The following is a 14,947-nucleotide window of genomic DNA, read 5'->3' as shown; positions in this document are numbered from 1 at the left end:
TGGGAATGACATCATTATAGCATCCGCCTAAGGCGGACAAAAGGCCGGACAGTAATATTACAATTTAATGTAAAATAGAGATAAATTTACAGAAAATAGCTTGACAGCATATAATTATAATCTATATTAAAACATACCTTAGCTTGTATGCTAAAGTATCCAATTTATGGTTCGTCTGAAATAACCTGCACGGGTATAAAATAAAGGTTATAAACTTAGATCGTTAGCTTGATAATGAGAAGGTTAAGATGTTAGAAAAGCAAGGATTGTGAGTAAATAAATTATTAGTATATGCACTTAATTGGTCTTCAAAACCATAATTATTTAACAAAAATCAGGTAAGTAAAGCAATTAACAACAATTTCAGAACGAGAAGGAGGAAAGAATTAGCATTTGGTAAATGGTTCGTTTTCTCGATTCGAAATATAGTCAAGGAAAATTAATTATTTATCAATAGATAAAGATGTTAGTACTTCTTTAGATTTGCTTTTAGATGAAAATTATTATGACTTTTTTTAAGTTATTGGTTTTGCAAATTATCCTAAAGAAGTAAAACCATCACCAAGATAACCAAGAGAATAAATTATTAACGAAGAGTTCCACTTTAAATTATTAACTTTGAATTTGGGAATCAGGTAAGTTTTTGTAATTTTTTGTAGTAGTAACCTCTTAATTTTTTGGAGGAAATGTAAATGAGGAAAACTCTACTGTTGACAGCAGTATTGATTTTGGCCTTTGGATTACTTTTTGTTTGGGCTAACCAAGATGTTGTTAACAAAGACTTAAAACAAGATAATAAAGCTACAGTAGCAAAAACCATTAATGATGGCAAAGTTACTGTTAAAACAGACAACGTTGATAACTCGGCAAAAATAGCTGCCGAGCAGGAAAGAATTGCCCGTGAAGAAGCTATTAAGGCTGAAAGGCAGCAAAGAATGGCTGAAGAAAAAGCCAATGTTGCTGCCAAAAAAGCCGGCATAGCCGCCGAACAAGCAATAATCAATGCTGAAGAAGCCGCTTTGAAAAATAAAGTTCAATCTTCCGTTCAAACTTTATTCACTGATGAGCAAACAGCTGCCAATAAAGCAGCGGCCGAACAACAGGCCGACCGGCAAAAAGAAATCAATCTTGCCGCCAAGCAAGTTGATGTTCAGGAGCAAGTTGCTATTCAGGATGATAATGCTGAAATTCAGGCGAAACTTGCGGCCGAAGAAGCCAAACTTAATGCTGAATTTGAAGCTGATGCCGACTTACAGCGTAAACTCGCTGAAGTCAGCGATGCCGATCGGATGAGCGAGCTTAAGCTTGATGATGCTATCAGTTCTGATGAGATAGCTGGTTATCAGGCTCTTCTCGCCAAATCCAGCGGTGATCCGCTTCCTGAGCCTTTGGCTATAGTCTATGAAGTCGAACCGAATGACCCTTGCGATAGCGCTCAGGTAGTTGCCTGCGGCGATACCGTTTGGTGCGCTGATATTGGTTTTGATCCTGATGAAGAGGATTATTACGAGTTCACTCTCGATGATACTTATGATTTCTGGAGTGTTACTATTGAAACTCTTGATCCTAACGATGCTTGCGCTCTTGACGATATAAATGATACAAGAATGTATCTCTATGGTCCGAATGATTGCACACTTGAGTTAGACTACGACGATGATGGTGGTCAGGGTTACTATTCCCTGATTACGATGGATAATCTGGTTCCGGGAACATACTGGGCTTTAGTCCTTCCGTATAACTCTACTACTGAAGGCTCTTATCATGTGTCGATTCTGTGCGAAGAATTTGTTCCGCCAACGGGACGCTGTTGTGATTATACAAGTCCGCTTGCCCCTGTTTGTACAGATGTTATAGAAGCCAATTGTCAGGGTGCCAATGATGTTTGGACTGCAGGTCTTAATTGTACTGCCGATCCGTGCCCTGTCCCGAACGAAGGCGACAATTGCTCCTATCCATATACAGTCGTTAGAGCCGATCTGCCGTATACTGCTTCCGACAGCACCTGCGGCAGAGGCAATGATTACGACGAAACATGTCTTGGCTATTATGATGGCGACGAAGACATTATGTATGAATTCACTAATGATGGCTCTGAGATAATCTACCTTAATATTGATGTAACGAACTGCACCGAAGATTATCCTGGTCTTCTTGTTGATGACACATGTCCCCCGACTGGGTCATGTATTGACGTTGCAACAACTGGTTATAATGTCTTTGAAGTCAGCTTAGCTGATATTCCAGTAGGCGTAGGCGAAACCGTCTATATCATGCTGGATAACTGGTCAGAAGGCTGTTTCTATTTTGACATTAGCATTGACGGTTACACAGGTGCTCCGATTGGCCGCTGCTGCGACAATACCGATATTTACGTACCGGTTTGTACAGACAGCGTTTTCGAAGCTGATTGTCAAGACGTAAATGAAGTCTGGACTCAAGACTTGAATTGCACCGACGATCCTTGTATTGCGTTAGCTGGTAATGATTGTACTACACCGATACCGGTTGTCATTCCTGCCGCTCTTCCGTACTCCAATTCGAATACTACTTGCGGAAGACTCAATGACTATGACGCTACCTGTCTTGGCTACTATGATAGCGGCGAAGACCTTTTCTACGAATTAAACGTTACAGCCGATACTTGGGTTGATATTACAGTCGATCCGAAGGGTACAACTTATATGGGCTTTACTGTTTCGACAGACTGCTTCCCGGATGCCGGTTGTTTATTTGTTAACACTGCATCTTCCAGTGCCCCACGCACCGAGGAAGCTGTATTCTTAGCCGCTGGTACATACTACCTGATGGTGGATACATGGTCTTCTCCTTTCTGTATTCCCGACCTCGATGTTACGATTGTTGTTGGTACTCCTCCGCCTACAGGCCGTTGCTGTGACAACACCGATCCGTTAGTACCAATTTGTACTGATGGTATTTATGAAGTTAACTGCCAAGGCGCTGATGAGGTATGGACGGAAGCATTAAATTGCATAGACGATCCTTGCCCGGTTCCGCCAGTAGGCCGCTGCTGTTATGATTATGACACACTCGGCTACAACCCATCTTGTATTGATAATATCATAGAACAATACTGTGATACTATTGACGGTTCTTCATGGGTTGAGGGCTTGAATTGTACTGATGATCCTTGTCCGGAAGGTCCTCCGGCCAATGATTTATGCGCTAATGCTACTGCTATTGGCGATGGCACTTATGAAGCTTATACCGAATTTGCCACTACTGACGGTATTGGCACTCATACAATTAACAGAGATATCTGGTACTGCTATACCGCACCGGTTACCGGTTATGCTACAGCTGAACTTTGCGAATCAAACTTTGATACCAAGTTAGCTGTTTGGGAAGAATGTACTTGCCCGCCTACTACTGAAATAATCTACAATGACGACTCTGGTGAGTGCGATGCAAGAGCATTGCAGTCTTATGTCGAATTCGCGATTGTTGCAGGCAATACTTATCTTATTCAATCTGGCGCTTATAGCGCTAACTATGGCAACCAGGTACTTAATGTAAGCTCGATCGAATGCTCGCCTCCGGCTAACGATGATTGTGTCAATGCTATTGCATTAGACACTTATCCGGAAACCGGCAGTGGTACATGTTTCTGTACTACCCCTGGCTGCGCTTTTGACCAAGACGCCTGGTACTCAATCGACCTGCCGTACACCTGGAACGATATTGAAATCCAGATGTGCCCGACCACAATTGACGCTGGCAATGCCGGTCTTTCTCTTGTGGCAGATTGCGACTGCAATGGCGTAATCAACTCCACTGACTACGATTGGCCGGATACTACCTGTACTAGCGGCTATGATGGCATTACACTGCGCTTTACCCAAGTATATTCCGCCGCTCGCGGTACTATTTACTGGCCTGCTTGGATTGTTGATGCTGACGGCAACGGTATTGATTTTGATTATACCGTTAATGTTACCGCTGGCACTCCTCCGCCGGCTGGCGAAATTTGTGAAACCGCAATTGTTATTCCGGAAGTATTCCCGTATGTTGACAGCACACGCAATAGCTGCGACTTCGTGGATGACTACGAATGGGGCGCTCCGGATGTTATTTACACCTTCACTCTTACTCAGTATAGAAATCTGTCATTCTCGCTTTGCAACTCCGATTCCAACTATAACAGCTATATTTGGCTGTATGATGATGCTAACTGCGGTGGAACTGAAATTGATTATGGCACTATGGGAAGCTGTCCTGATACTTCAAGCCTTCATGCGGAATTGCTTGATCAGACTCTTGCCCCGGGAACTTATTACATCAATGTCGATGGTTCCGGTTATGCAATGCCTAATTGCGGCGCATACAGGTTGGAAATCACCGAAAGCGCTTTACCGGACGGCCGCTGCTGCTATGGCGACCCGTATGATCCGGATTGCGTAGACGGTGTTGATGCCAACGAATGTATCACCACTTATACCGGCGTTTGGGGCGAAGGCGATTGTACAACCAACCCATGCTTCCCGCTATTTGGTGATGATTGTACTGATCCCGTTACGGTTACCATACCTGCCGACTTCCCGTACACTGATACGAATACAACCTGCGGCAGAGTTGATGACTATAGCGAAACCTGCTTGGGTTATTATGATGGCGGCGAAGACATTATTTATGAAATCACCGTTACAACTGATACCTGGATTGGCTACACATTCGATCCGATGGGCACCACCTATGGCGGCTTGGCTATTGATGACAACTGCCCGCCGGATGCCGATTGTATCGAGGTTAATACCGGTTCCGGTAGTACCGCTCGCACCGTGGAAAATATCTTCCTCGCTGCCGGCACATACTACTTGATGATCGATACTTGGCCATCACCTGATTGTATACCTTTATTTAGCTTGGATATTTTCGCCAGCTCAGCTCCGCCACTTGGCCGCTGCTGCTACGATTATGATTCATTAGGCTACAACCCGACATGTGTTGATGTTCTCGAAGACAGCTGCGATATTCTTAGCGGCTCTTGGGATGTGAGCTTGGATTGTACTACTCCATGCCCGACTGGTCCTCCTGCTAATGACGATTGCGATAACGCTTTGGCTATTGGCGAAGGCAATTACACAGCTTGGACTAGGTTTGCTACTGATGATGGCGAAGGCACCAATGCGATTCATTTCAACGTCTGGTACTGCTATACCGCTTCTGATAACGGTTTAGCAACCATAAGCCTTTGCGATTCTGATTTCGACACTGAAATTGAAGTTTATGATGGCTGCACATGTTCGCCATTAGGTACTTCATTGGCTCATTGCGATGATGGTTGCGGATGCCCTATTAATTCCAGAGCTTCTGTCACAATTTTTGTTGTTTCCGGCAACACATATCTGATTGAAGCTGGCGGCTTTAGCTCATATTCTGGCTATGGCAACCTGGTTCTTGATGTTAGCTTGAATCCATGTACTCCTCCTGCTAATGATGAATGCGCTAATTCCGAGACTATCTCCGGTCCGTTCACACCGGCTACCGGTTCAGGCACAACATTCTGCACCGGTCCCGATTGCACCGGCTGGAATGGCGTATGGTTCGATTTTGATCTGCCATATACTTGGAATGATATTACAATACAGATGTGCCCGACTGATATTGATGCTGGCAATGCCGGTCTTAGTCTTACTCACGACTGCGACTGCAATGGCATAATAAATGCCACCAGTTATGTCTTTCCTGATACTACCTGCGTCAGCGGTTTTGACGGAGTCTCAATGTTCTTTGGTCAAGTTTACAACGACGGTTCTAATACCCTCTATTGGCCGGCTATGATTGTCGATGCCGATAATAACGGTATTCCGTTTGACTACAGCATTACTATTACTGAAGGTGCAACGCCTGTTCAGGGCGATCACTGCTCGGATCCGTTCATTATTCCTGAAGCATTTCCGTATCAGGATGTTGCACATAATACTTGCGACTTCTCTAACTTCTGCTGGACTGGTTCATCGGCTCCGGAAGTGATTTATGAGATGACTCTTACCAGCGCTCATATGCTGAATATCACACTCTGTAATACTGCTGTAAGCTGGGATACAAAACTTGGAATCTTTGAAGGTGAATGCTGCGGCAGCGAACATTACCTTTATAACGATGATTTCTGCGGTCTTATGTCAGAAGTAGAAGGCTACTTCCCGGCTGGCACGTATTATGTCGTTGTTGACGGTTATGGCTCTAACTGCGGGCTTTACACGCTCGATATTACCGAGATTCCGTATGCAGAATTTGATGTTACACCTGATTCCATACATGGCGAAGTCGCTACTTATGGACCCGGCAATGTTGACACTGATGTTCTGACCGTTTCCAATAACGGCACAGACACACTTAGAGTTACCGCTGCGGTTTCTATCGATCCTCCGCCAATTTCGGCTTCCATACCGAGAACTGTGGATATGGCTCAGTCTGCTCAGTTGGCATTAGCAATTGACGATAAGGCTCCGAGCAATAACTCTCCGAATAAACCTAATCCTAGCGTAATTCTGCAGGGTGGCGATGACATTGCTAACGCAACAGTTATTGCTGCGCTTCCTTATGACGTTATGGGTACTACCGATAGTTATACGAACGACTATGATGAAGTTTGTCCGTACTCCGGTTCAACTGCACCAGATGTCGTTTACTCATACACGGTAGCTTCTGATAATTACTTTAACATCAGCGTCTGCGATCCGGTTCTTACTACATACGATACAAAGATGTATGTGTATGACTCTGATACTGTACTCATCGATTGCTGTGATGATGCACCTTCCTGTACTAACTATCAATCCGAGTTCATCGACTTATTCTTAGCTACAGGTACTTACTACATCGTCGTTGACGGTTATGGTACTGATTATGGTGATTATCACTTCACTATGGACTTCGGCGAAGCTCCTCCGGATGATCCGGAATGTCCTGTTGGTTCGTTTTATTCGCAAGTTCCCGAGCTTGTTGACTGGTCTTTTGCTACCAGCGATTCAAATGATGTATTTGAATACAAACGCTATGAGAACTTTGCCTCTGCTTACGGCACCATTGAAGAAATAGTCTTCTGGGGTCTCGACCTCGAGTATGATGCTGGATGGCAAGAGTGTGATGAAGAACCTATGGACTTCAACGTCGAAATCTATGCTGATGCCGGCGGCACACCAGGTATGCCGGTTCATACAGGCGTATATTCAATTACTCCTGAAGCGACATCATGGCTTATTGGCGGCGCATACACTATGAAGGAATACCATGTTACATTAACAACTCCAGTTTCCCTCTTTAGTGGTTGGCTCTCAATTCAGGGCGTAGGCGTCGGTACCCCGGCAAACTGCGTCTTCTTGTGGGCTTGCGCTCCTGTTGGTACAGCTGATGACGCTTCGTTATGCTACTATGCTGACGGCGATTCAATGGGTGCTTACGACCGTGATCTTTCAATGTGTCTGGTTGGACCTGAAGAAGATGTATGGCTTGATATCGCCCTCGCAGCTAGAGATAATTCTGTTGCATTCGATATCGCTCCGGGTGGCGCTGATGTTGATATTAACGTTACTATGGATGCCGAGAACTTAACTTCCGAAGGACTCTATACTGGCGCTATCAACTTCACATCCAACGACCCGTTAGCTCTGACACAGAGAGTGCCGGTAACCTTCCAGGTTGGCAGCGGCGGTCCGGATTGCTACGAATACATGGCTGGCGATGTTAACCAGCATTTAGGTCTTTGGATACCGAGAGTAATCGGCGGCGATGTTACTTATCTGGTTAACTACTTCAAGGGTTCGCCTTCTTCGGTTCCATGCATGATGCATAATTCGGAAGCTGCCAATCCATATTTCTGGGCAAGCGCAGATGCTAACGGCGACTGTATCGTAATGGGCAGCGACGTTATCAAGCTTGTAGGCTACTTCAGAGGCGCGCAATCGATCATGTGGTGTACTGATTACTTGCCTTGCTGGCATCCTGTTGATCCGTCTTTTGATCCTCCACCAGCAACTGCACCTGCTGGCTGGCCAAACTGTGAAATTCCGCCTGTTCAAGGTAGAGTTTTACCGACTGGTTCCACCAAGTAGTTTCTGATATTCGAACTCAAAGGCGGCCGTAAGGCCGCCTTTTTTATTTGCCCGGATTATTTATTACAGCCCGCATTATTCATAAACTCTATAAAGTAATGCAGCGGTATGCCAATCAGTCATTGTTCCGCCTTAGGCGGAGACCAAAGAGAGCGCGGCAATCTCAATGCTTATAATCAGCACAGCAACAATGAGATTGTTGCAGCGTCTGCCCGAGGCGGAGCAATGACTTTCAATATTTTTTATAAATAATGCGCCTCAGGCAGGCTGGCAGAAGAGTCTGCCTATGGGAGGATTAAGATTTGTGAGTAATGCGGGTTATGTTTACCGCTAACAAATCAATTGCTATATCTGGAATTACTCACTTGAAGGATAATATGTCCCCGGTATAAGCGATTCAATAATTTCACCCATCTGTAAACCAACAGTCTTAAGAGTTTTCTTGGAGAACATCGCAGAAAAGCTGAATCCAATATCATCTTTTATAATAAAAACAAATTTATAGAAGATTACTTTCTCATCGCTTGGAATCCATTTGTAAACGAACTCATAAGCCGGATTACCATCTCTGATAGTTGTTTCTTCATCCTTCAGGATACTAATACCCTGAACTGACTCTTTTAACGCATCAGTTTTCTCATGCGCGAAATCGTTTATATCATCATGTTGAAGGTGACGGTCAATATTCAGCATCAGCCTGTGTTCAATGCCGCTGCTTTCAGGCCCTTCGAATATATATACAGTCTGGTCTTCCCAACCGTCGGGAAGCTCGAATTGGAATCGATTTTTTACTTTAGTCATAAACGCTGCCTTTCGTAAGACCCCCTATTAAGTTAATTTATTTAATCCTGAAAATTCATTAGTTTTAAGTTTCATTAATTATTTAACTAACACCAATTCATCTGGCATTGCAATATAAATCTTGCCGTTAATGTCCACCACCGGTGGAGCCGTAATCATCTTTTCAAAATCGACAGAAAACATCGTTTCGCCTTTGCTATCCAAGCGATAAAGTGAGTTATCTGCAGTCAATAGTAAAGAGCCATCCGCCAGAGCGGTTCCATAACCGATAGTTTTATTTTCTGGCGCAAATGACCATAATAGTTTGTGTCGATTGACAGCAAAAACTTCATCGGAGGCTAATACATATATGATATTATCAGCACCATTAATAGGCGGTTGTTTTTTTAATAAGGCTTTGCCTGCGGATGTATCAATCCAGCGCCATTTTATTATTCCATCATCCGTGAATGCGGCAAGAACAATCTGGTTGTTTTCATAGCCGAGCATATACAGCATCTCATCATTACCGGCACAGCAATTTACGGGAGACTCTAAGGGAAAATTAATTTGGCTGATTTTTTTGCCGGTATCGGTATCGAAATATGAAATATCTTTCATAAATATCACTAGCTTGTTTGCTTCAGCAATATATAGCGGCGGTAAACTCAGCGCTCCTTTAATCCCATGCTCCCATGTCGAAATGCGGTCGCCGAATTTAGTCATATGAAAACGGGCTTCGGCGGGTGTACCATCCTCACCGCCGACAAACTGAATAGCGGCAATAAATGTCTCTTTTTCGGGCGCGAATAAATAAATCGGGTAATTCTCATTGGCGGCTTCAGGGATTGAAATATTTTCGTAGACTGATTTATTTGCCGTGTCCACTACATCAAGAAAGAAATTTTCGTTTTCATAATACAGAAATTTATTGCCAATAGCTATAGGCGACTTGAAAACCTTTGAACGCTCCCACAGGAAATCCCCTTTATTGTCATATACAATAATATTTGATTCGGTCTCGACTACCAAATTTCCTTCCCAGACCATCACGTTTCTCGGATGCTGGTTTGATTTAAGCGGTATTTCCGCAGACCAGCCAAGTTTACCTTTGCTGTTTGACTCTACGGGGATATAAGAATTGCGTCCGTAGTTCGCCAAGTAGGTAGGGTAGGTTGATTTGTCGGTTATATTGTCGTTCATATTTATATCACCTCCTGCTTGCGGCGTTTTTTCGCTCGCATTTAAGCAGCTTAATGAGATTAGTATTAAAAACAGATACCATATCAATACATAAGATAATTGCTTGCGTTTACTCATTACAAAGCCACAATTGAATAACTTTCACCGGTTTGGTCTTCGTGCTCGATCCAGTCTTTAATTTTAGATAAATCTCCGGCGGCTAAGTTTGCTGTCCCGGTGGTCTTGCCGTATATATATCTGATTATTTTGCTGGCAGGGCAGCTGCTGCCTACCTTAATGGTTGAACCTGTCGGATTAAATGTATTAGTATTGTCTTTGGTAACCTCAAGCGTGAAATGGGTATCCGCATGCGCTGTATTGTAAATATAATGAGGCATAAAGCGTAAAAACACATTAGAGAAATCATGATTGGCATCTGAGGTACAGTTTAGACGGAATTTATTGCCCAACATAAGTATTACTCTTTTTTCAAGTTCAACTAACCATTGCCGCTTTTGTATAGGAGTTAGTTGCGGTATAACATGAGCCGGGTCTCGCTTAAATTTGGCATTAATATATGTAATAACAACCAATATTCCATTATAAACCTGATTATTAGTTATATCATGTGCAAATTCATCATCGCCAAGCTTATACAGCCGCAAATTGCATTTAGCATTTGCGGTAATAGCATAATTTTTCTTGTTGTATGCAGATTTGTAAATATTTTTATATTTCGTTTTATTAAGCTGAAAATTCAAATCTTTAAATGTAATTTTAAACTGGGTTCCTTTCAGCATCTTCTCTAATGGCTTGCCGTTTTTACCATAATCTGTAAGCCAATTCACATAACCCCAAAAGTTCCGCATTCTGGTAGCATGATTATTACTCATTAAATTAATTTTATCAATTACATAAGGCATACCCTCATAATACTGTCTATATCTTGTCGCAGGGTCGTATCCGTCAAGATAATAAACATATTCATCATCCCAGCCGGAAGCGTGTCCCTGCTCATGAGCAACTACTAAACGCTGCGTTGTACTGCCGTCATAATCAGCGTAAGTATTAAGCGGGTCATCCGGCCCGGTTCCATAAGGCTGTTTGAAAGGTTTCGCTTCATCCTGATAAGCGCTGGAACGGTATGTTGCGGATTCAGGTGAAATACTGCTCCCGCCGGCATCGTCTCTAAGCGATACCGTACATTTATGTTTTCCGCCGCGAGTATCTTTTTTGGCTTCATAAAAGATGAAAGTTTTAACGATAATATCATAGGGACCTGAATGTTTTTCCAATTGATAGTCTTTGGCATTCATCCTGTCCATCGCATTTTGCATCCCCTCTTGCACGAAATGTGTCTTATCGAGCGCAACTCCGCCTTTGGTGGCATCTACAACAAATCTTCCCGACCAGTAGATAATTAGAGCGCCGACCAGTTTGGAATCTTTAACTTCGCAGGCATGCAGGTAGTGAAGTTCAATGTTTCCGCAGCCATCGCCTAAATAGCCTTTGTCAAAGTACGTTTGGCTGTATTTAAGCGCTTGCCTGCCGCTAACATCTTTATCATAGATTAGTGCGGCGCGTGCGCCAATAATATGTTTTTTGGCGTAGACGAAACCTGTACCTTTTTTTGTACGTTTATCAAAAATATGATAGAATTGACTGCAAAATATTATAGCTCGTGCCGCACTGTGATAATCTGTAATCAGGTTTTTCTTGAATTCAATATTGCTGAAATAAGTTTCATTCGTTTTCGGTTTGTAGACTTTCACTTTGTATTTATCAGCCTTATCCAAATAGAGCATCGTAATGCGCGAATCTGCATGTAAATCTAACGGAGCATCAAGATGATTTTTATCTTTAATAATCTGACTGCCATCACTCTTGATGAGAACAATGTCATCAAGCGAAAACATTAACGGCTGGTCAGCTTGAGTGCTGTTGGTTTTATTATCGATAGGCTTAAGCTCTTTATCTTTGAAAACCTTCTCATAGCGCGCGCCTTTATTCATATCGTTATCATAGCGGGTCCAGTAGTTTCTCGATGACCAATGTTCAGGCAGATCATAATATTTCCATCTTTTCGCAAAATTATCAGTCTTATTTAATACTTTAATTTCATTAGGCGTTTTCGTTACAATTTTTGGATCGCTATGTTTATTCTTAGTATAAATCCATTTATCTTTGGTTTTAAATTCGAAATACAATTTTTTATGAGTATTATCATCAAGAGGAGATTTAAACCGCACTTTCACCCAATAGACACCTTTACCATTCTTGTTCCTGTAATCAACAGATGTATTTAATTCCTGGGTTTTGTTTTTATCGTTTATTTCAAAAGCCTGAATCTTCAGCCCATCAGGAACATCCATCAACTTTTCTTTAACGCGATTGTAATAGCAAAATTCCAGATGATAGACAACAGAATACAAGTCCTCGGGCTTAATATACAATGGCAAAAAATGAAGACCATGCCAAATAGGGCAATCCTTTTCCTTGTGAGTGCTATTAACATCCGTTGGGCAGTCGATGGTTTCGGGAGCTTCATCCTTATCGAAAAAGAGGATTACAACTCGACGGTTAGCTTTTGACCGATGATTATCTTTCTGTGATTTATCAATTGGGAAAGATTCGCCGCAGCCGACAAATTTCTTTTTATCATCAACAAACTTGATTACATTTTGCTGTCTGTTTTCAAGCTGATCTTTAGTTATACTTAAAACGCCGCATATGTCCTGGATATATAAATCATAAACAGCTTTCCATAATATTTTAGGCCAGCGGTGTTTGGAGTCGTTATTGATAGTTTCGATAGTTGTATCAACAGGAATATCCGGCTCATCGGGATAGATATTTAGTTTATTATATTCTGTAATAAAAGTTTTAGTCCGTTCCCTGGTATTTTTGCCCCATTTATCATCGCACCAGTAGAGGTGGCATTTCCATTTGCGATGGCTGTAGCAGTGTTTAAGTATCTGCTGGTAATCTTTGATTCGATGTTTCTCGTAGCATACATCAGCCCATTCTGTCCGTTTGCCTATTAGAAGGTACAATACATTTTTTGCGCGAAGTTCGGAAAGTCCAAAATTATATTTCGCGTCACCGCTTGTATCGGTATGGCCGGCAATTAGAATCCGTTTATCCGGATCAAACTCGAATTCCTTGAATATCAAGGCAAGTGCTTTTACTCCGGTTACTTTTAGTTGATTTTTTTCAGCTTTGCCGCCTCTATTTTTTTTGCTAAGCGGTGCCTCAGGCATCATAACCGCGCTGTTGTGATGGAAAAGAACATCTTCCATCTCAAGCACATTAACATTGATTTTTTTAAGAATTATATCCCATGTGCTGTGTGAAAAAGCGGAAACCTTGCCGAGTATATTTCGAAATATTACTTGTTTTTCTATCGTGTCGCTCAAATTATTTTCCGTAAATTAAGCCAGTTGATTACTAATTTTTTTCTATCGAAATCTTAACTTTTCCCGGCGGGATATCCTCAACTTTTGCATGGCCGTTGCCATCAAGCTTACCCTCTTTTACCTGTCCGTTAGGGCAATAGACTTTATATTTTTTGTTGGCAACCGCCTTGCCATCCTCATCTTTAATATTTAGCTCCAGCCAATCTTTATATTCCAAAAGATTGGATTTTTGAACCATTCCGGCAGTTCTTACAAGGAAATAAAACGATGGCGCTTGGTAGCCTTTTTTCTTTTCCTTGGAATCTTGCTCTTTTAATAAGTCGTCATCGACCCGAAATTCCCATTCTTCTTCGATTTTATTATTTTTAAGCTTGGTCTTAATAGTCTTATATGGTTTATCGGGGAAATTTGAATCTCTGATAAAAATGCCAAGAATGGCATCTTCTTCCGTATCAACACCTTTAGTTTCGGCCAGCAATTTCACCTTATCGCCGACAGATGCTTGTTTAACCGACCATTCCGCTTTGATTATTGACATAAGCGATATTTTATAATCGCCCTCTTGGGTTACGGCTTTTTTAATCTGTCCGCCAAGAGTGCCCTTCCATTTCTTGTTATCGGGTGTTTCTATTGAATAACCTGCGCCGGAGACAGGCTTGCCGCCTTTATCTTTAAATTTAACATCAAGGTAATGTCCCACAACATCACCGACTCCACCGCTGCCAACTTGAGCAACACCAGAGCCTCCGCTGCCGCTGCCTGAACCGCTGCCTGAACCGCTGCCATCGCCAATCATGACATTTAAACTGCCCAGCTTAATAGTGGCTTTGTTGCCGGGAGGTTTCTGAAATGGCCCAGGTCCGCAGGGTACATGCGGTGGAGTATTGGTTGCCGTACTGTCTTGGGTTGCTGCCGGTTGTCCCATTATTTTAACGGAAGAACTTAAGCCATTGTCTATAATACCCATAAACGGATGAGGGATTGGAGTAGGCACCGGTCCGCCGGGGGATGGCACCATAATAATATGCACATCCACGCCGACAATCTGGTCGCCTTTTTTGGCAGCGGGAAGGTTGTTGATTAAAACAGTGCTAACAGCTACAACCATTCCGGTTGGCATATCGGTAGGGTCGCTGCATGTCATCGCTATATCAGTCGTTCTGGCCGCCGGTTTACCCATAAATAGATTCCATTAAAGGTTATAAACAATTACTATTGTTTTATGCTAATCGTCATTTGTTGTTTTGTCAAGAGAAATTTCATTAGGAGTTTATTTATAAACCCGGATTATGCAGCAGAACTACAAATAAATTATCCGGGATTATGGCAGACATTTATGGGTGTACTGATGGTTGTAATAATGAAAAAAACAGCACTACTGTCCGGCCTTTTGTCCGCCTTAGGCGGATGCTATATAATGATGTCATTCCAAACACCGTCCGCGTCATTCCCACACTGCCCGCGTCATTCCCAACACCGTCCGCGTCATTCCCA

At 42.6% G+C, this 14,947-nt stretch carries 5 protein-coding genes; 1 reads left to right on the top strand and 4 read right to left on the bottom strand.

Annotated elements, in window-relative coordinates:
* Positions 1–692 precede the first annotated feature (692 nt).
* Positions 693–8,075: a cell envelope integrity protein TolA gene (locus J7K40_06865; protein ID MCD6162118.1), complete on the top strand. Its 7,383-nt coding sequence runs from the start codon at positions 693–695 to the stop codon at positions 8,073–8,075.
* Between the two features lie 357 nt (positions 8,076–8,432).
* On the opposite strand, the gene J7K40_06860 is transcribed toward J7K40_06865, so the two are convergent.
* From J7K40_06860 to J7K40_06845, 4 genes are all read right to left on the bottom strand, one after another.
* Positions 8,433–8,876, bottom strand: coding sequence for a DcrB-related protein (locus J7K40_06860; protein ID MCD6162117.1), 444 nt, complete (start codon positions 8,874–8,876; stop codon positions 8,433–8,435).
* 78 nt (positions 8,877–8,954) lie between these two features.
* Positions 8,955–10,058 (bottom strand): PQQ-like beta-propeller repeat protein, encoded by a 1,104-nt coding sequence (locus J7K40_06855; GenBank protein MCD6162116.1) that lies wholly within the window; start codon positions 10,056–10,058, stop codon positions 8,955–8,957.
* Between the two features lie 116 nt (positions 10,059–10,174).
* Positions 10,175–13,336 (bottom strand): OmpA family protein, encoded by a 3,162-nt coding sequence (locus tag J7K40_06850; protein ID MCD6162115.1) that lies wholly within the window; start codon positions 13,334–13,336, stop codon positions 10,175–10,177.
* Positions 13,337–13,484: 148 nt separating this feature from the next.
* Complete coding sequence (locus J7K40_06845) at positions 13,485–14,633, bottom strand: hypothetical protein (GenBank protein MCD6162114.1); 1,149 nt, start codon at positions 14,631–14,633, stop codon at positions 13,485–13,487.
* Positions 14,634–14,947: the final 314 nt, after the last annotated feature.

Source organism: Candidatus Zixiibacteriota bacterium (genome assembly GCA_021159005.1).
GTDB lineage: Bacteria > Zixibacteria > MSB-5A5 > UBA10806 > 4484-95 > JAGGSN01.
Note: the sequence above shows the minus strand (reverse complement) of the source record. Positions and strands in the feature narration are given on the sequence as shown.